The 20,073-nt window shown below is 33.8% G+C and carries 16 protein-coding genes and 2 pseudogenes; 10 read left to right on the forward strand and 8 right to left on the reverse strand.

Translation table 11 applies throughout. From position 1 onward, the window contains the following. The first annotated feature begins 126 nt into the window (after positions 1–126). The 3 genes from clpB (at position 127) to ACQH2P_RS02545 (ending at position 4,754) form a co-directional block, all read left to right on the forward strand. Positions 127–2,706: an ATP-dependent chaperone ClpB gene (gene clpB, locus ACQH2P_RS02535; RefSeq protein WP_425362860.1), complete on the forward strand. Its 2,580-nt coding sequence runs from the start codon at positions 127–129 to the stop codon at positions 2,704–2,706. Between the two features lie 234 nt (positions 2,707–2,940). Then, entirely contained in the window at positions 2,941–3,951 is a 1,011-nt protein-coding gene (locus ACQH2P_RS02540) for a mitochondrial fission ELM1 family protein (RefSeq protein ID WP_425362861.1), read from the forward strand. 20 nt (positions 3,952–3,971) lie between these two features. Next, positions 3,972–4,754 carry a TatD family hydrolase gene (locus ACQH2P_RS02545; RefSeq protein ID WP_425364086.1) on the forward strand — a complete coding sequence of 261 codons (783 nt, stop codon included), beginning with the start codon at positions 3,972–3,974 and terminating at the stop codon, positions 4,752–4,754. A 229-nt stretch (positions 4,755–4,983) separates the two neighbouring features. Here ACQH2P_RS02545 and ACQH2P_RS02550 read toward each other — a convergent pair whose 3' ends face one another. Next, positions 4,984–5,124 carry a hypothetical protein gene (locus tag ACQH2P_RS02550; protein WP_425362862.1) on the reverse strand — a complete coding sequence of 47 codons (141 nt, stop codon included), beginning with the start codon at positions 5,122–5,124 and terminating at the stop codon, positions 4,984–4,986. A gap of 31 nt (positions 5,125–5,155) precedes the next feature. Next, entirely contained in the window at positions 5,156–5,362 is a 207-nt protein-coding gene (locus ACQH2P_RS02555; RefSeq protein ID WP_425362863.1) for a hypothetical protein, read from the reverse strand. Positions 5,363–5,412: 50 nt separating this feature from the next. Between ACQH2P_RS02555 and ACQH2P_RS02560 the strand changes: the two genes are divergently transcribed. Further along, positions 5,413–6,738: an MFS transporter gene (locus tag ACQH2P_RS02560; RefSeq protein ID WP_425362864.1), complete on the forward strand. Its 1,326-nt coding sequence runs from the start codon at positions 5,413–5,415 to the stop codon at positions 6,736–6,738. A gap of 41 nt (positions 6,739–6,779) precedes the next feature. Then, positions 6,780–6,893 (forward strand): annotated as a pseudogene (locus ACQH2P_RS02565) (IS982 family transposase); the annotation flags it as partial. A gap of 86 nt (positions 6,894–6,979) precedes the next feature. Here the strand turns inward: ACQH2P_RS02565 and ACQH2P_RS02570 are convergent. The 4 genes from ACQH2P_RS02570 to ACQH2P_RS02585 form a co-directional block, all read right to left on the reverse strand. Then, positions 6,980–7,654, reverse strand: coding sequence for a hypothetical protein (locus ACQH2P_RS02570; RefSeq protein WP_425362865.1), 675 nt, complete (start codon positions 7,652–7,654; stop codon positions 6,980–6,982). Positions 7,655–7,689: 35 nt separating this feature from the next. After that, complete coding sequence (locus tag ACQH2P_RS02575; protein WP_425362866.1) at positions 7,690–11,121, reverse strand: hypothetical protein; 3,432 nt, start codon at positions 11,119–11,121, stop codon at positions 7,690–7,692. Between the two features lie 131 nt (positions 11,122–11,252). Continuing rightward, positions 11,253–11,393, reverse strand: a complete 141-nt coding sequence (locus ACQH2P_RS02580) for a hypothetical protein (protein ID WP_425362867.1) — start codon at positions 11,391–11,393, stop codon at positions 11,253–11,255. A 279-nt stretch (positions 11,394–11,672) separates the two neighbouring features. Next, a complete protein-coding gene (locus ACQH2P_RS02585; protein WP_425362868.1) occupies positions 11,673–13,469 on the reverse strand; it encodes a Ulp1 family isopeptidase in 1,797 nt (598 codons plus the stop codon). Between the two features lie 216 nt (positions 13,470–13,685). Between ACQH2P_RS02585 and iscX the strand changes: the two genes are divergently transcribed. The 4 genes and pseudogenes from iscX (at position 13,686) to ACQH2P_RS02605 (ending at position 15,076) form a co-directional block, all read left to right on the forward strand. Next, on the forward strand, positions 13,686–13,895 hold the full coding sequence (gene iscX / locus ACQH2P_RS02590) for a Fe-S cluster assembly protein IscX (RefSeq protein ID WP_425362869.1): 210 nt from the start codon (positions 13,686–13,688) through the stop codon (positions 13,893–13,895). Between the two features lie 294 nt (positions 13,896–14,189). Next, positions 14,190–14,498: pseudogene (locus tag ACQH2P_RS02595) on the forward strand (transposase); the annotation flags it as partial. A 166-nt stretch (positions 14,499–14,664) separates the two neighbouring features. Further along, a complete protein-coding gene (locus ACQH2P_RS02600) occupies positions 14,665–14,973 on the forward strand; it encodes a hypothetical protein (RefSeq protein WP_425362870.1) in 309 nt (102 codons plus the stop codon). Then, positions 14,897–15,076, forward strand: coding sequence for a hypothetical protein (locus ACQH2P_RS02605; RefSeq protein WP_425362871.1), 180 nt, complete (start codon positions 14,897–14,899; stop codon positions 15,074–15,076). The genes ACQH2P_RS02600 and ACQH2P_RS02605 overlap by 77 nt, the downstream gene beginning before the upstream one ends. Before the next feature lie 389 nt (positions 15,077–15,465). Here the strand turns inward: ACQH2P_RS02605 and polA are convergent, their stop codons facing one another. After that, a complete protein-coding gene (polA, locus tag ACQH2P_RS02610; protein WP_425362872.1) occupies positions 15,466–18,096 on the reverse strand; it encodes a DNA polymerase I in 2,631 nt (876 codons plus the stop codon). A 253-nt stretch (positions 18,097–18,349) separates the two neighbouring features. On the opposite strand from polA, the gene ACQH2P_RS02615 reads away from it, so the two are divergent. Next, complete coding sequence (locus ACQH2P_RS02615) at positions 18,350–18,532, forward strand: hypothetical protein (protein WP_425362873.1); 183 nt, start codon at positions 18,350–18,352, stop codon at positions 18,530–18,532. On the opposite strand, the gene ACQH2P_RS02620 is transcribed toward ACQH2P_RS02615, so the two are convergent. After that, positions 18,529–19,809 carry an MFS transporter gene (locus ACQH2P_RS02620; protein WP_425362874.1) on the reverse strand — a complete coding sequence of 427 codons (1,281 nt, stop codon included), beginning with the start codon at positions 19,807–19,809 and terminating at the stop codon, positions 18,529–18,531. The genes ACQH2P_RS02615 and ACQH2P_RS02620 overlap by 4 nt on opposite strands. Positions 19,810–20,073 lie beyond the last annotated feature (264 nt).

Raw genomic sequence — 20,073 nt, forward strand, 5'->3', positions numbered from 1 at the left:
TTCATCACCTAACTACCCCCTTGATTATTATTAATTATTATTTATATAAAGACTTAGTGGAAGAAAATATTATGATATATTCAATAATAAACTTTGAGCTAATCTAAAATTTGTGAGGTTATTGCAATGAACATAGAGAAATTTACTACCCATGCAAAATCTGTGCTGTCTAATGCCCAGAGCATAGCAGCAAAAAATGATCATCAGCAAATATTGCCATTACATATATTGGCAAGCTTATTAAACGATGATAGCGGTGTTATTGATAATCTCATTAATATTTTAGGTATTAGCTTAGATGATTTAAATAGAGCTTTAACTATAGAATTAAACAAAATCCCGAAAGTACAAATAGAGGGAGGGGGGCAACTTTACCTATCATCGGAAGCACTAAAGTTACTTGATAAAGCATCAGAGCTTGCCAAGAATAATGCTGATAGTTTTGTGACTATTGAGCGAATTTTTGAAGGCTTATCGTATGATAACACCGCTGCTGGTAAGATTTTATCGGATAATTCAATAACTAATAAGAAAATAAACGCAGCAATTCTACAGTTAAGAAAAGGTAAGACGGCTGATAGTGCCTCTTCTGAAAATAGTTATGATGCCCTAAAAAAATACGGTAGAGATGTAACTGAGTTGGCAGAACTTGGTAAACTTGACCCAATAATTGGCAGAGATGAGGAAATTAGAAGGACAGTACAGGTTCTGTCGAGAAGAATGAAAAATAACCCGGTGCTGATAGGAGAGCCAGGGGTTGGTAAAACAGCCATAATAGAAGGGCTAGCCCAAAGAATATTTAGCCAAGATATTCCAGAAACTCTAGCAAATTGTCGTATCATTGAACTTGATATGGGAGCTTTAATTGCTGGGGCTAAATATCGCGGGGAATTCGAAGAGCGACTAAAAGCTGTATTAAATGAGATTAAAAACTCTAGTGGGGAAATTATTTTATTTATTGATGAACTACATCTTTTAGTAGGAACTGGTAAGACAGATGGAGCTATGGATGCATCAAATTTACTAAAACCAATGCTTGCTAGAGGAGAACTCCATTGTATTGGTGCTACCACTTTAGATGAATATCGTAAATATATTGAAAAAGATGCAGCTCTTGCTAGAAGGTTTCAAGCAGTTTATGTTAGCGAACCAACAGTAGAAGATACTATTTCAATTCTACGTGGCATTAAGGACAAATATGAATTACATCATGGTGTAAGAATTGCTGATAATGCTATAATTGCCGCCAGCACTTTATCTAACAGATATATTACTGATCGTTATTTACCAGATAAAGCTATTGACTTAATAGACGAAGCATGTAGTCGGCTAAAAATAGAATTATCTAGTAAACCAGAAGAACTGGATGAGCTTGATCGCCGTATCATTCAAATAAAAATTGAACTAGCGGCTCTAAAAAAAGAAGATGATGAATATTCAAAAAAGAAAATTATCCAATTAACAGACGAATTAGTTAAACTTGAATCTCTTTCTTATGATATGAGTGCTAGCTGGCAAGCGGAGAAATCCAAAATACATATTGAACAAAAATTAAAAGAGGAGCTAGAAAAAGCTCGATCAGAACTTGAACGAGCAGAAAGAAGTAGCGATCTTGCCCGAGCTAGTGAGCTGAAATATGGTATTATTCCTGATTTAACTAAGAAACTACAACAAGCAATAGAAGGGGGAAATAACCAACCATCAAAAGAAGTTGTATCAGAAAACGATATAGCTATAATCATCTCCAAAATTACTGGTATACCGATTGATACAATGCTATCAAGCGAGCGTGAAAAGCTACTAGCGATGGAAGATAAACTGCGTCAATCGGTGATTGGTCAAGATGAAGCTATAAAAGGAGTTAGCGATGCTGTGCGTCGTTCTCGTGCTGGGATACAGGATCATAATAGACCGCTTGGATCGTTCTTATTCTTAGGTCCCACTGGTGTTGGTAAAACCGAACTAACCAAGGCTTTGGCACTTTTTTTATTTGACGATCGTAATGCTATACTCAGAATTGATATGTCTGAATATATGGAGAAACACTCTATATCACGTTTGATTGGAGCTCCTCCAGGGTATGTTGGTTATGAGCAGGGAGGAATTTTAACAGAAGCAGTACGCAGGAGACCTTACCAAGTCATTTTATTTGATGAAGTAGAGAAAGCTCATTCGGATATTTTCAATATTATGCTACAAATTTTGGATGAAGGACGCCTAACTGATAGTCAAGGGATAGTCGTTGATTTTAAAAATACCATCATTGTTCTTACTTCTAACCTTGGGGCTGAAATACTTGTTAACCAACAAGAAGCCGATGACCAAGATAAAATCAAAGAACAAGTAATGCAATATGTACGAGCAATATTTAAACCTGAGTTCTTAAACCGGCTAGATGAGATTATTCTATTTCATAAACTAACTCATGCCAACATACATGATATTGTCAAAATACAACTAGATAATTTAAGAAAAATTCTTTTGCAACAAAATATTACATTGCAATTTGATGAATCGGCTATAAATTACCTGGCTGATAAAGGCTATGATTCAATGTTTGGTGCTAGACCATTGAAAAGAGTTATACAACGAGAACTACAAAACCATTTTGCCAAAATGATTCTTTCTAGTACTATAGGTAACGGTGATACTGTAAGTATAAAATCAACGAATAATGAATTGGTAATTAATAAAGTGGCTATTTAGTTATAGTTAACCAGGGCTAACATTTAGCCATTTGCTCCAACGAAAAGGATGTCATCCCCGCAACTCTTTGTCATTCCCGCGTAGGCGGGAATCTATAATGGCTAAGGCTTTTTGAGCGTTATTTTAGCTCCCCGCCTACGCGGGGATGACAAACATTGTCCTAGATCAATTATGGATAAATACTAACCCTGGTTAGCTATAATTAAAACAATAACTTAGCAAGAATTATTAGAAATGTATAATATTAAACCTAAAATTTGGGTGTTAGCTGACAACAGGGTGGGTAGTGTGAATCAATCTATAGCCCTAGCAGAAAAAATAGGTCTTGGTTATCAACTAAAACCTATTGACTATAATTTTTTGGGTAAATTACCAAATTTTTTATTGGCCTTCAGCCCTATCCATGTAAAAAAGCAGCTGTTACAATCGTGGAAAATGGAAGGATTCCCTGACTTAATAATTTCTGCTGGGAGAAGAACTGCTTCCTTAGCAAGTTATTTAAAACATAAATCTGCTGGTAAAGTAAAAATTGTTCAAATTATGCGCCCTAATCTGCCGTTTGAGCAATTTGACCTAATTATTCTACCACATCATGATAAGGTTAGTAGAGAAGAACTATGCACAAATGATTCGAGTATACTGAGAATTACTGGAGCACTTAATAACGTCCAAGCAAAAATACAGGCTGGTGGTATCGAATTACGCAAGAATTATCCAAACCTTAAGCAGTTTATATCGGTAATTATTGGTGGTAATAGCAAAAATTATCAATTTACCGACGAAAATGCTCGCGAATTTGCCGCAATATTATCTAATATTACTAAAAATCAAGATGAAAAATATACTCTGTTTATTAGCTTTAGTCGACGTACCCCTAATTCAGCAAAACAAATCATCAAAAATAAAGTGCCTTCGTCTGCTATTATTTACGATCCAACAGAGGAAGAAACTAAACCTAATCCTTATTTTGGTATGTTGGCACAGGCAGATTACATAATTTCTACTGCTGATTCGATTTCTATGTGTAGTGAGGCAGCTTCCACTGGCAAACCTCTTTATATATTCTGTCCTAGTAATTTTAAATCACCTAAACATCTATCGTTTATACAGAATTTGCTAGAATTAAGAATAGCTAAAATACTAGAGCAATCTGTAGCTCAGCTTGAACAATATAATTATACTTCACTTAACGAAGTAGAAAAAATAGCAAATATAATAGCCTCAAAAAATTGGATAAAATCATGACATACTCAATTCAGAAGAGTATATTAATTGACTCTCATTGCCATCTTAACATGTTAAAAGAAGATTTATCAGCAATAGTAAGCAGAGCTGAGAATAATAATGTTAGGTACATGCAGACTATATGTACTACCATTGAGGAATTCCCAGATATTTTAGAAATAGCCAAAAAATACAGTAACATATTTGCTTCATGCGGTGTTCATCCAAATGAAGTCAAGGAAATTGTCTCGTGCGAAACTATTATGGAATATTGTAATCACCCGAAAATTATTGGAATTGGTGAAACTGGTCTTGATTATTATTACCAGACATTCGACAAAAATAAACAAATTAGTTCTTTTCAAGAGCATATAAAAGCATCTCAAAGTATAGGATTGCCAATTATAGTTCATACAAGAGAAGCAGAAGAAGATACTATTGATATTCTAAGTAGCGAAATGCAAAATACCGCGTTTCGCGGTCTTATTCATTGCTTTACCGCTTCAAAGCATTTGGCAAAGAAAATGCTTGACCTTGGTATGTATATATCAATTGCTGGAATTGTAACCTTTAAAAATGCCACCGCTTTGCAGGATATAGTACGTTATATTCCACTAGACCGATTATTAATTGAAACAGATTCTCCTTATCTTGCCCCTGTTCCGATGCGTGGCAAACAAAATGAACCGGCTTTTGTGAAATATGTCGCAGAAAAAATAGCTGAAATAAAAGAAACAAACCTAGAAACAGTAGCAAATGCTACTTCTGAGAATTTTATGTCTTTATTTACTAAAACACACCTTATGACCCAAATTATAGATTAAGAAGGGTACGTATTTATAGATATTTTCTTGCATCATGGAAGAATTATCATACCCTACATTTTTTATTCTATCGTAAAAATAGCAAAAAATTATAAGGATATTATGCTACACAAGCGTCATTGCGAGGAGTGTGTAAGCACGACGAAGCAATCCACTTCTGGTCTTTTGGATTGCTTCGTCGCCTAAAGTGGCTCCTCGCAATGACAGTTAGAGATCGGTTTTTTTTTCCTTAAATTGGTACATTATGTCGAATTATAGTGAAACCTATTGAATTAGGTGATACAAACTTTGTGTCATACCTGCGAAAGCAGGTATCTAGATTCCCGCCTTCGCGGGAATGACAACTTACAATCGTTATGTTCTTTATCACCTAATCCTATGAGCATAACTATACACTTTCACTACAAAATAAAAAATGTAGGGCTATGAAGAATTATACCCATAAAACATTCGAAATATTTTAGTTTAGAGAAGACTTCCCTGACATATATAGTATGTACATCAAAGAAATCTCCCCAAGAATCTTTAGGCTCTATTGAAGATAGTGATATTATTGTAACTAGAAATTTATCATTTCCACTTTCAATATTATGTTTTCTTGCTATCATTAATTAAACCATCAATATTTATAGTACTACTATCAAAAGAAAGGTAAAAAATGATAGAGTACCAACAAGAACAAAAAAGTTTAACTAGGGAACAAAAAGAAGCTGTAGGGTTACTATCAATAGGCACCTTCCTTGAATATTTTGATTTGATGATATATGTACACATGGCGGTACTTCTTAATGAATTATTCTTTGAACCAACTGACCCTCACTCCAACTCTTTAATGATGTCTTTGGCTCTTTGTTCTACCTTTGTTTTTCGACCTGTTGGTGCCTTAATCTTTGGATGGATAGGTGATAATATAGGACGTAAGGCAACGGTTATAATCACAACTCTCATGATGGCATCTTCATGTATCATTATGGCTAACCTACCTACTTACGCACAGATAGGAAATACAGCAGCTTGGATAGTGACCATCTGCCGTATTGTTCAAGGTATGTCTGCTATGGGCGAAATAGTAGGGGCAGACCTTTATTTAACGGAAATGCTTGATCCACCGATACAATATGCAAGTGTTGGGTTGATAGGGTCTTTTGCTATTCTAGGAACGTTAACTGCTTTAGGGGTTGCATCACTTGTTACTTCTAATCTTCTTAACTGGCGTGTAGCATTTTGGATAGGAGCAACGGTTGCCTTGATTGGTTCTGTTGCGAGAACCAGACTTAGAGAAGCCCCAGAATTTGCTAATGCTAAACGTCGAATAAAGAGAGCTTTTAATAAAGCCAATACAGATATAAATGTTTTTCAGAATAATCCTATTTGGCAAGAGAAAGTTAATAAAAAAACCGTACTATCTTTCTTTTTATTACAATGTGTTACACCGGTATCTTTTTATTTCGTTTATATATATTGTGCTAATATTTTGAGAACTAGCTTTGGTTACACACTATCCGAAGTTATTTATCATAATTTTATTGTCTGTCTAATGGAGCTGTTAACCGTATTAATATTATGTTATATAAGTTTAAAAGTGTATCCATTATTAACCATGAGAATTATACTAATAATATGTTCTATTTTTATAATATTTTGTCCGTATTTATTGAATAATGTTAATTGTCCTTATCAGTTATTTTTGATTCAATTTTTTATAATTTTATTAAAGAAGTCCATAGATCCTGCTATTCCCATTTTTTATAAAAGCCTTCCTGTATTTAAACGTTTTACTTGTGCTAGCATGACATTTGCTATATCTCGTGCTTTAATGCATATTATTACCACTTTTGGTTTTGTCTACCTTATTGAGTGTTTTGGCAATTGGGGAATATGGTTTATTATGGTTCCTGCAATTATTGCTTTTGCATACGGATTATCTCATTTTGAGAATCTGGTAAAAACAACTAAAAATCATCATCAACAAAAAACTTCATAACCCGAGCATCTGGATTAAGAAAGGTAGAAATGTAAGTATTTACAAGGGATAGAGCAACTTGGAATGCATTCGTGTATATCTTACCTGCTCTTATTGTTTACTGTATGAAACCTACCAAACCAGCTATATCCCAAAATTATCTAATCCAGAATTGAGGCTGAAAATTAAATTGAACAACTGAAACCTTTCAACATCTTTTCTTCGCTGAGTGAACGTTCACGTTGTCTTTGAAAAATGACAGTTATCCTCGACCTCTTTGCTTTAACCTTCTGGTTTCTAAATCAGATTGAGTAACTTTTTTAACTGCTTCAAGTCTTTTTGTTTGTATTCCCTCTTTACCACCACTAGGTTTTAACAATATTTCATTAATTTTTATACTTTCAGTTAAAGCATTCTCTATCTTATGAATCTTATCTAATTTCTCAGGAGTGATTTTTTTTATAAAATAATTTGATAAACCAGATAATCCTATTTCTTTACAAAAATTTGCTACTTTATAACAGATCTTATCACTACCGGTTAAATCAGGTGTCGTTGCTTTTATTAAGTTGGTTGTTTCTTGGATATTCTTTTTATAATCCTGATCTTTCTTTATGTCAGCAATATCCTTATCAGTAAGATAATTTTCTACTTTAAGATGGGTAAGTAACTTATCATAAAACTGTTCTACTCGTTCTGCTGTTACTTCTTTATTTAATGTTTTACCAACAAAATTATCAATCACAGGAAGTAATTTATCACCAGCAGCTTGATCTTGATCGTGCATTTTTTTCTTTAGCTCTGTATCTAGGCTGTGTTTTGCTGCCACTGATTTTTCTACCATAGACTGATAAGTTTTGCCTGAAGCATTTGTTAGTTCTAAAGCAACCGCTGAATTAAGAAACTCTGTTTCAGATTTTGATAGCGCTATCTTCAACTGATCTTTTGCATATATAATATATTCTGCTGGGTCTAGACTTGCTGTAGTTTTATGAGTTTTAGTAACCGAAACTTCTGATTCTTGCCATTACCATCTGTTGTATTTTTCTGCCATTGCTGTTCCTGAACGATTTCCGTAATCGGAGCAGCTGGAACTTTTATTTGATAATTATTGTCATGAGCCCATTGCAAGGCATTTTTCCCCTCAATTTTAATATCACGATGAGCAGCATAGGATACTGGATCTTGGGTTCTTGATTGAGCAAAAGCTTCTATCCACTGACCTTTTTTAAATGGGTGAGAGACGTTACTAAACTTACTTACTATCTCTGCTGATTTTGCCACCTCTTTCATATTAGTCAGGTTTTCTTTTATATTTTTTTTATAAAATAATTTTAAATCAGCAAAATTATTAATAGCCGTAGGTTTAGCATTACCATCCTGGAATTTAGCAAATGTAGTAATACCTTCAGGGTTAAAGCCAGCTTTTCGTAATTCAGCAATTCGTTGTTCCACTATATCATCTATTTTCTTCTCATCAAGTTGCGTAAGCATTTGTTTCAATGATTCACTATATTTTTCGATACTAAATGACAAGTTACCTTTCCGAATAGCACCAGCATAGCCAAAGTCAACAAAACGTGTATATGTTGACTTAATCATAGCAGGAAAATCTTGATGGAACTCCATAAAAGATCGACCATGATCAATTTTAGTTACAGTATTACCATCTTGTACCATCAAATTAGCAGCATAATAATCTATTTCTCCTAACATATGACAAGCAGCAATGACCTTTTCCAATCCTTCTAGTTTCTGCAATTCCTTATTATCATCTGCTTTCAGTGGTTCACCGGGTGGAGAGCCAGCAAATTCATAAAGTTGCACAACATTGTCAAAGAATTTAGAGCGAACAAAAAGTGAGTTTGGATTGTTCTGGTCAGGTGTTACTAACTCTTCTTTAGGAGCACGATCATATAATAGCAATTGATAAAGACTTGAACCAATCAACTCCTGCACACCGTCTCTTCTATCATTCAAGGCTTGCATTCGTTTTTTTTGATTGTCTATAGCCAAACAATCAGTATGACTTTTATAAAATTGCTTTAAAATGAAACTATTACCGGTGACGTTTTCTTGAGCAATATAACCAGCCGACAAACCTGCTTGTTTAGCCCCCTTTGCTACAAAAGCCTGCTGCTCCGCCATCCCTTTATCACGCAACATATCTTTGACAAGTTTGAACTTTGGGTCTTCATTGAAAGCTTTTCTCTTACCAGCTAACTCCGCTTGCCGCATTCTATTTTCTTCTGCAAGATGTGTGTCTATAATATTTCTTAGTTCCTTGTGTTCATTGCTAGGAAATGAGTCATTTATTACTGCCGATAGTTCTAGTGGCGTTTTTAATACATTTTGCACAGGCATATCTATTGAGTCTGGTACTTTTGTATTTATTATTTCTTTGTTAAGATTGAGAAGGTTTTTTATAAATGATTTAAATGGTTCTGTGTTTTTCCCATATAAACCTAACTCAAAGCAGGCTTTATCCAGTTGTTGTTCTCCATCTTTTTGGGGGTTATTTAAATATTGTTTTAAATATTGTTTAGCTGAATTATTAAGGGTTATTTTTTGTTCCTTTGTCCAGTTTCCTGCTGCTTCATATAAAGTTGTTAAGCTAATTTTCTCTTCCATAGGAGATGTATTAAGATGGGTATCTATAACATTTCTTAGTTCTTTATGTTCATTGCCAGGAAATGAGTCATTTATTACTGCTGATAGTTCTGGTGGCATTTTTAATACATTTGGCACAGGCACATCTGCTGATTCTAGTATTTTTTTATTTAAGGCTACTTTCGGTACTTCAGCTATTTTTTCTAAAGGTAGTATATCTCTCACAGGTAAGAAATTTATATTATGATTAATAAAATCTGGTTGCTTTCTTATTTCAGAGTCAAAAATATATAAATTATCTTTATGTAATGGTAATAGCTCCTTATCGCCAAACTCTTCAAGTTTAGCTCCTATTCCTTTAGTCATAATAGTTTGAGCATTTTGTAGAACCCATGCCCCACAAGATAGATTATTACTTTGTTGTTTTATTGGTGGTACATCAACGTTTTTAAGATTATTATCATCTTCCAATATTTTTTTAAGATTCTGATCTTTTAGACTCTCACCGTACGAATCAATAAATCTATATTTTTGTTCAATAGGTTCTACAACTAATAAAGTCCAATGGATACCATCGGAACAAACTATAGCAAATGGTTTATCACCTCTTTGATTTTTGGCATAATTAAGTTTAACTCGTATAGTTTCTAAATCATCTGCGCCTAGTTTAATAGTTTGAGATGGTAAAGATTCAAGATATGGGTTAACAATATCAGGCTTTGATACTAAAAATCCTGTGTCACCATGATTTAGTTTACTATTGTTTTCCCAGGCTACATTTATTCCTGAAAGAGTATATTGTCCTTGCTGTGTAGATAAATTTTCGTATTGAGTTATTAAATCATAATGTTCTAAACAATTTATTAAATTCTGCTGAGAAATGAAGGCTTCTACATTACCATCATCTAATAATTTATTTACTATAACTGCAAAATCAGATCTTTCCTTACTGTATTTACTGTATTCAAGTAGCTTCTTACTATATAAATCATAATTTTTTTGAGCTCTGTCTTTATCAATATCTTGTGGAGAGATTGCTTTTTCCTCTATTTTAATCTGCTCATTTCTAAAAAAATTTCTGATTCTTGCATCTACCTTAGCATCTTTAATATTAGTATATCTTTCCAATTCCATTTTATAAGAAATAAATCTTTCATCAAATCGGAGCTCATCTCCTACCTCATTTATTGATTGTATATTTTTTTCTACTAAGCTTGTTTTTAGCTTTTCAATGGAATTTATTGTTTCTTTGTTAAGATTGAGAAGGTTTTTTATAAATGATTTAAATGGTTCTGTGTTTTTCCCATATAAACCTAACTCAAAGCAGGCTTTATCCAGTTGTTGTTCTCCATCTTTTTGGGGGTTATTTAAATATTGTTTTAAATATTGTTTAGCTGAATTATTAAGGGTTATTTTTTGTTCCTTTGTCCAGTTTCCTGCTGCTTCATATAAAGTTGTTAAGCTAATTTTCTCTTCCATAGGAGATGTATTAAGATGGGTATCTATAACATTTCTTAGTTCTTTATGTTCATTGCCAGGAAATGAGTCATTTATTACTGCTGATAGTTTTTTTAAATCTTTAATATCTAAGTCTAATTTATTTAATTGGTACTTATAGATAGTTTTATATAAATCTAGTTTAGCTGGTGGTGGGTCTTGAGGAAGATTTATTGTAGCCGTTGCAATGTTTTCGCATACTTCAAGTATTTTCCTATCTTTATCTATATCGTTAGTTTTCAAGACTTCAAAGAGTTGGTTTTCTAATAACTCTTCTGTAATACTATCCTTAGACATAAAAATTTAATCTCTATATTAACTTCTCTAACTTTATTTTATCCAACTGCTCTATTCCTGTCAAAGCATAAAATAGTATCATCTATCAGGGCAGTTTAAAAGTCGCAACTAATGATATAAAATACTAGATTTTAGAAACGAATAACCGTCATCGCGAGCCACGAAGTGGCGTGGCGATCCAAATAAACAGCTTGCTGTTTTATTTTTGCCGTTGCAATTTTTTGGATTGCCGTGTCGTAGCGAAGCGGCTCCTCGCAATGACGTTTATGCATTTCTCAAAACAGATTCTTATATCATTAGTTGCGACTTTTAAACTGCCCTGATCATCTATAACTAACCCGATTAGTATTTGCCCATTTGTTTCAACGGAAGGATATCATTCCCGCGTAGGTGGAACCCTGGCTTCTTAGGTGTTTTGAGTCATCCTGAATTTATTTCAGGCTCTAGACATAGCACATCGTAACATACCTTGAAACAGGTGTAAATTTTACTTATAAAAACCTTCTAACCCCCTTCCTCTTCTAACTTTCAACAGTTGTGTCCCCTAAGTGCTATATCCCTCTAGAGTGGATACTATTCTTAACAGGAGGAGGAGATGTAACAGGGCGAGGTAATGTATAGGAAGCCATAGCTTTTCTTATGCTATTAGTCTTTTTCTCGATTTCTTCGACGATGTTCATTATTTTTGCATGTTTCCCACGTAATTTTGATCCCATATCGTTAGAGTTCTCAATAGAAAGAATCTTCTCGCCCTTTGCCATTTTAGTTAAATTATCTACAATAAAAGGTCCACAATCCTTATCATTTTGTTGCTGTTTAGTCTTTAAATCAACAATTTTAACGTTATTAGGGCAAACGTCTTTAATCGTCGCTAGTAACCCTGATCTGTCATTTATCTCCGTTCCCATAGGATCATTATAGGTAAATACTATATTTTTATCCTTGTCCTTAGTGATCGCTAAACTAACCCAGTGTTCATGTCCGGTGTTAATTGGCATAACAGCAGAGTCCTTCCCACTATTTACCGACGTTATAGCTTCAAGCATAACATGCCGTAATATATCCTTGTTATACTCATCAGAAGCTAGTGATACAGCTGGTTGAATAGAAACTCTATTTTCATTTAATGAGGCTTTTAGTAAGTTGGATATATCCGTTTCATCATACCAATAATTCTCATTTGTTAGATTATCTGTCTGAGGGTATTCTACCTTATCCTGTTTCGTTGATATCGTATTGCTCCCTTTACTTGTCATCTGCTTAAAAGTATTGATAACTCTCTTAATAACATTCTCTAATTTATACTCATTTAGACTCTCTTGCATATCATGAATAGTTGGGCTGTTAATGCCTCGAACATCTTCCCTTTGCCTAATTTCATCAGCAATATTAGAGCCTGCTTGGACTAATGGAATACAACCATTCGCAAAATTTCCAATAGTGTACCCCTGTTGAGGTATAGTATACTTAGCTTGCTTGACAATATTCTGAAGTTTTTGTGGATCGGATAGATCAAAATATATATCAATAGGATTTATCTCTGTTTTTCCAAGATCTTTTTGGAATTGTTGAGATAATTGCGATATGTAATTCTCTAATTTTTTAGCCCCACCAACCTTATCTTGTAAAATTTCCTCAACTTCTAGCTTAATACCTAATTGTTGATCTTCGTTACTGAGTCCAAATTTGCTTGCAATAATATTGGCTACATCATCGATAGATGAAGAATGGTTGGCTATAATTACCCTAGTATTACCTAATTCTTTTGCTGCGGTTACCACCTCATTTAATCTCTCTTTATTAGGCAACTCCCCTGACAATAATATATTAGGGGGCCTGCTTAGAATCTCTGACTCTATTAAATTACTAACTGATATGGACTGGATGTGTGAAGCTCTCTCTTTTTCTACATGATTTTCAGCCACAGCCCTAATTTGGTCATTAGCATTGGCAAAAAACACATGGTTAACATTACTAAGAAGAGGTTGCAAATTAGTCTGCAAATCTTGAGCTTGTGCGTTATAATTGCCAAAGGTTAAACAAACTTTAATGCCTAAGTTTTTTAATGTCGTTAAGTCCTCTTCATCAAATAACGGTTTTTCCATGTTTGAATTAAATTGTATATTAAGTATGGGTGTTGTTTTTACTAGGTCAACTTGATCCAATATTTCATTTACTATATGATCCTTGTCTAGTTTACCATCTAGCATATGGGGTTTAAGATCAATAGTTGGTATTGCTGAACTAAATTTAGACATGTTGGTACTATGCTGAGTTTTTTGGCTTTCATTACTACCACCAATATTAAATAACACTATATTATTTTTTTCTTCATCTGCTGATGTCATATGTACCTCTAATTAACTATAATATCTAATGTTGTCAGTTTAAACTAAAAAACCAGTCAGGTCAATTCTCCAAAGCAAAACAGTATATTAGTTGCATAATAATCTCACCCCCTTTAATAATATACTATTATAAACATGCACTAATATATTATTTATTGGTAGAGTTGATTAAATGGTAATAGTAATTGGCTATAAAAAATAATATAGGTGAAAATAATGCATTGGAATGATGTTGACGAAATTGCTATGAGTTTAGAAGAAAATTATCCAGATGAAGATATATCTGAATTAACACTAAAAGATCTTGAGGACTTAATAAAATCATTGAGTGATTTTGATGACCACGAAATTGAAACAAATAAAGAAGTGTTAAAAGAAATTCTTGAAGCTTGGAGAGAAATGAAAGATAGTAATTTTAAGGCTTAATAGCAAATTTCTTAATTCTTCTGACTTATTCAGTGTGTTTTAAAAAAGATAAGTGTTATCCCTATATGGGTTCTGTCCAGAAAAGTGTATAAATTTTGAAATATGTTATATGGCTAACACTACAGTCGTAGTTTACAAATAATATAAAATGTATTAGAATGTATGGCATAGTTGAAGGAGGAGATGAGATAAGGAATGGATAACATCAAGATATGGCAAGAACTGGAAGGAATGATAGAAGAAGGTCAGAGCGGTTTAAGAGTAGGATGTAATGATTATAGAACTTTTAATAATATGTCACTGTATGTCAAAGCATTAATGAGTTCTGTTGAGAGGAAGAATAGCTGGCAATTAACGGAAATGGTAGGAGCTAAGACACCATACAATTTTCAGTATCTTTTATGTTATGCAGCTATTGACGTTGTGGCATTAAAAAAAGCATTGATTAAAATAACTATAGAAAACCTTGGGACGCAAGGATATTTAACTTTTGATGACACTGGATTTTTAAAAAAAGGGGAACAATCTTCGGGTGTTCAGCGTCAGTATACTGGGACAGCAGGTCGAGTAGAGAACTGTCAAATTGGTACATTTATGGGATATATAGTTATGCCTATAGGATTAGGTGATAAAGAACATAACTTATTGTAAGTTGTCATTCCCGCGTAGGCGGGAATCTAGATACCTGCTTTCGCAAGGTTAACACAAAGTTTGTATCACCTAATTCAATAGGTTTCACTATAGTCTTGATTCTAGTCAATTAAATAAGGTGTTAGTAAAATATTTTACTAACAATTTAAGTGAAAAACATTATGCAATAGATGGTAAAACGCTGAGAGGAACAAAACATGAGGGTATCAGAGCATTACATTTTTTAAATGTATATGCAGCTGAATCAGGTATAACTTTATTCGGCAAAGTTATTGATAGTAAAAAGAATGAGATTACATCTATTCCAGAAGCAATAGAGTGTTTGGATATAGTTATGCTCATAGGATTAGGTGATAAAGAACATAACGATTGTAAGTTGTCATTCCCGCGAAGGCGGGAATCTAGATACCTGCTTTCGCAGGTATGACACAAAGTTTGTATCACCTAATTCAATAGGTTTCACTATATGCGAAATTTCTGCAAATATTTACAGTTCCCTTATAATGTCCCAGGTTTTTTTGTATTTTTAGTCATCCTGAATTCATTTCAGGATCTTGTTAAATGTATATAGATCTTGAAACGAGTTCAGGATGGCTTTGGTTTCTTAAGAAGCATTTTAGCTCCCTGCCTTCGCAAGGGCAACAGACTCTGCCCTGTGGTTAGACTACAAAAACTTTGGAAATCTATAAGGTTTTGAACAAAATAAGGTAAAAATCTTATGGATTTTGATGTAATTTCTGACCACAAACATGTATACTCAAATGATTTGAAGAATTGGAACGTAAAATAAAGGAGGAGCGAGCGGAGCGTACAAAGCTTTGCTTCGCACGCGAATGCCCCGCAAGTATTTGCAGTAGCTAACTCTTTAAAGAATAAGAGTATATTGCCTCTTATGGCTACAGCCTTTTTGAAGGAGCGACTAGATAGTATGCATATTTATCCAATTATCTCCTACCTTAGTTTCGACAATAAGCGGAACTATTAATTTAGGTGAGTTTTCCATAGTAGTTTTAATTAGTTGAGTTGCTAGTTCTACCTCATCAATGGGGGACTCAAAAAGTAACTCGTCATGGATTTGCAAAATTAGCTTGGTTTTCAATTTTAGCTGTTGCATTTTACGCTCAAGATCAATCATCGCTATTTTTATTATGTCAGCACTAGTTCCTTGGATTGGAGCGTTGATTGCTGCCCTTTCGGCAAATTGCTGCAAGGATTGTTTCTTATCATGAATTAGGGGAATAAAGCATTTTCGTCCGAAGAGATTCAGGACATAACCATGTTCTTTGGCGTAATTTTTTGTATATTCCATATATCTTTGAATTTCTGGGTATTCTTCAAAATATTTTTTTATATAGTCAGATGCTTGTGAAGAGCTAATATGTAACTGTTTTGCTAGTCCAAAAGCACTAATACCGTAGATAATGCCAAAATTTATGGCTTTTGCTTTACGTCGATGGTCGGATGTTAACTCCTCTTTAGTAATTTTAAATATATTACAAGCTGTTTTACTATGGATATCCTCACCATTAACAAAAGCTTGCTTTAAGGACGGTATATCTGCCATGCTACTCAATATTCGCAGTTCAATTTGAGAATAGTCAGCTGAAATTAATTTATGCTTATCTTCTGCAATAAAAGCTTCTCTGATTTTATTACCTTCTTTTGAGCGAATTGGTACATTTTGTAAATTGGGTTCTTGAGAGCTAAGCCTACCAGTACTAGTTGAAGTTTGTAAAAATGTTGTATGCACCCTATTAGTTGTCGGATTTACCTGCGTAGGTAAGCTATCCGTATAAGTATTTTTTAATTTAGTTAATTGACGCCATTTTAGCAATAAATCAGCAATATCAAAGCCACTCTCGCTAATTTTTTCAAGAATTTCTGCACTAGTAGAATAGGACTTAGCTTTTGATGACAATTTACCAAAGGGTAATTGCATTTTTTCAAATAAAATCTCTCCAAGCTGTTTTGGTGAGGCGATGTTAAACTTTGTCCCAGTAATAGTAAAAATTTTCTGTTCTAATTGAGTAATCTCATTACCAAACTCACTAGATAGCTGTTTAAGATATTGCGAGTCGATCTTAACCCCGACTTTTTCCATTTTATCTATTATATAACATAAAGGTAAATCAATCTCTCGATATAGTGTTAAGGCATGATTATCTTTTAGTTCTAGCAACAGTTTTTGGTAATTAGTATTAAAATTGCTAACCACTACTGCTACGCTTTCCAAGCTATCTTTTTGCACCCCATCAAATGGATTTTTCTGAGGCTTGCCAGCAGATATCAGATATTGCATTAGTTCAATATCCTCGCATGAGTATATTTCACTATCGACAAAGAACTTTAATAATGCTTTTAGTTTATAAGTGATCTTCTTAATAGACTTGTTTCTTAGTAATTGAAGAATATCAGTCATAAACCATTGATTCAGATAGTTTTGACGAAAATCGTAAGCAAGTAAATCAGAGATATTGCCAGAGGCTTTAGCAATGAATTTAATATTGTAGCATTTACCATCAATCGATAAAATTATAGAAGGAGTTTGTCCAGGATAATCTGATAGATGAATATTGACGATCCCATATTCTTCTGCGTTAGCTAGCATAGTATCAAGCTGTTGTTGAGAAGAAACTTCTTGGATTATAATCTGCTTAGTCGGTAAAGATTCGTTGGTAATTTGTATTTGGAATAAATTCTCCACCCTTTTGTTTAGAGATTTAAAACCATACTCTGCCAGAAAATCAGAGATTTGCTTACTATTAGGTGGGGTATATTGCAATAAACTAAAATCTAACTCGATATCAACATTATAATCTAAGCTAAATAATTGCCAAGAAATTAATGCCAGCTCCTTTGAGGAGCTGATGATTGTCCTCTGGCGGTCGTTAGTGATTTGCTCGAGTGAATTTAACAGCTCTGCTAATGAACCAAATTGTTTAATAAGCGTTGCAGCAGTTTTAGGGCCAATGCTTGGAACGCCTGGTATATTATCTGATTTATCACCGATCAACGCCATTACTTCCCTGATCTTACCGGGTTCTACACCAAATTTCTCGATCACGTCATCTTCGGAGATGTATTTTGCTTTTATTGGGTCATACATTTTAGTATGCGAATTGATTAATTGCATTAAATCTTTATCAGAAGAAATAATGATAGTATTTTGTTGTAATGTAGATGCTTTATGAGCTAGAGTTGCAATTATATCATCTGCTTCATAACCAGCTCTCTCAATTATTGGAAAATTTAGGCTACCAGCTGCTAGGCGAATAAGTGGTAATTGAGCCTTTAAATCTTCTGGTAGAGGAGGTCTATTTGCCTTATATTGGTCATAAATTTGGTGACGAAAATTCTTTCCTCCAGAGTCAAAAACGACAATAGCATGCTCTGGCTTAAAATCATTCAGTAGCTTTAACAGCATTGAAGTAAAACCATAAAGTGCCCCGACAGCTAAGCCACCCGGAGAAGTTAATGGTGGCTGAACATGGTATGCTCTAAAGACAAACCCATAACCATCAATTAGCAATAAAGTATTTTTGTTAGTCATTTTGTTATTAGGACAAATTGTTATATTATGTAGTATACAACAATTATAATGTACACTAAGCTTTATTAGTAATATTTTATAAAAATATTTATACTCAAATGATTTGAAGAATTGGCTCCGCAAAACTTCGGGGCATTCGCGTCACAACTGTCGAAAGTTAGAAGAGGAAGCGGTTATGCAAGACACCTTAAAAGTCGTATGTGATTAACGTCATTGCGAGGAAGACCGTAGGTTAACGAAGCAATCCAGGGAAGTGATTAGAAATAGATTGCCACAACCACTACGTGGCCTAGCAATGACGGAAGCAGTTTTACCTAATGGTCATTGCGAGGAGGTCATAAGACCGACGAAGCAATCCAAGAAAACTTATATTACTAGATTGCTTTGTCGGCTCATGCCTTCTCGTAATGAGTTTGTGGTTGCTATCACCACTTAAGATGAAACTTTCTCTCCCACAAGCCCCTTGATTGATATTTGAGTTTTTAATTTTCTAGACAAATACCAAAGACCGAGTATCCCGATAAGACAACAAATGGGAATTATAGAAATTGCCATAATAAAATCATAGCGACTATAGATAGGTGTACCAGATTCACTCAGTAATCCATCCCAATTATAAGAGATTAAATAACTCATAATTTTGTGAAAGAAATGACCGAAGGACATGTTGATACAGTTGACTATTGCAACGGCAAGTCCAACAGATTTTTCCGTAACAAGGTTACCGACAATGGTAAAAATTAGAACTTGGTAACAACAAAAAATTCCTAATGAAAACATTAAAGAACTAGTAACAAAGAAATTTAATGAAGGAAAAGATAATAGAATGACAAAAATTATGGTCATTACTAATCCAGTGATTGTTATTACAAAATTAGGTGATTTTACTAAATTAGCCATAAGTGCAAGCACTGGTCCACCAAAGCACATACCTATATAAACGAATGAGGTAACCAAGTTACTTTCCATATCATCCATTTGATAAATTTGTTTGAAGAATGGAATAGCCCATAGATCAGCAAAACCTTCCAATGCTCCTACCATTAGAGCATCAAAAAATCCAATTAATAAAATTGTGGGATTGCATAGTAGTTTCAATATTGAAGATTTGGAATCTGGAACAGCATGTGAGTTACTGCTTGTATCATCATTTTTTATTACTAAAATAATTAGTCCAATAATAAATCCCACTGCTGCTAAACTATAAAAGGTGTAGTAATAACCAAAATGGGTAAATAATAGTTTCATTGGAGTAATACCAAATACTGCTCCAACTAAGCCAAAGGTAAAAGCAAATCCCAATATCATAGAATGATATTTTGCTGGGAAATAAGTCCTGGTAATCTTATTTACTGATAAAAACCCAACAGCAGAACCCGCTCCAATCATCAATCTCCCAATAATTAGCTGATTAAAATTTGAACTTGCAGCAAAAACTAAAACTCCAAGAGAGGTAACTGAGATAGATATGAATGCAACAATCCTAAAGCTAAATTTATCTAGCATTATACCGATTGGTAATTGCATTCCTGCATAACCTAAATAATAATATCCAGCAAGTGAACCAAATGCTATGGTATCAATGGCAAATTTTTGGATAATTTCTTCTCTAAGAATTCCAGTCGAAAGTCTTAGTATAAATTGAAATGCAAAAAACAGGCTGGCAAGAGACCATAACAAAAGTGGTTTTTTCAAGGATAGAGCTTTATTCATAAAAAATTTAAATTATAATATGTTGTATTTTAAGCTAAGCCGATTAGTATCTATCCATAGTAATACTTCCGTCATTGTGAGAAGGCGTAAGCCTATGAAGCAATCGTAAGTTGTCATTCCCGCGTAGGCGGGAATCTAAGATCCCTGCTTTCGCAGGGATGACACAAAAATGGATTGCTTCGTCGCTACTAAAATAGTTCCTCGCAATGACGGAGTAATTTAGTCGGCTTAGCTACAAGGTGCTAAATTATAGTATTGAATAGT

This window comes from Candidatus Tisiphia endosymbiont of Hybos culiciformis, assembly GCF_964030975.1.
Classification (GTDB): domain Bacteria; phylum Pseudomonadota; class Alphaproteobacteria; order Rickettsiales; family Rickettsiaceae; genus Tisiphia.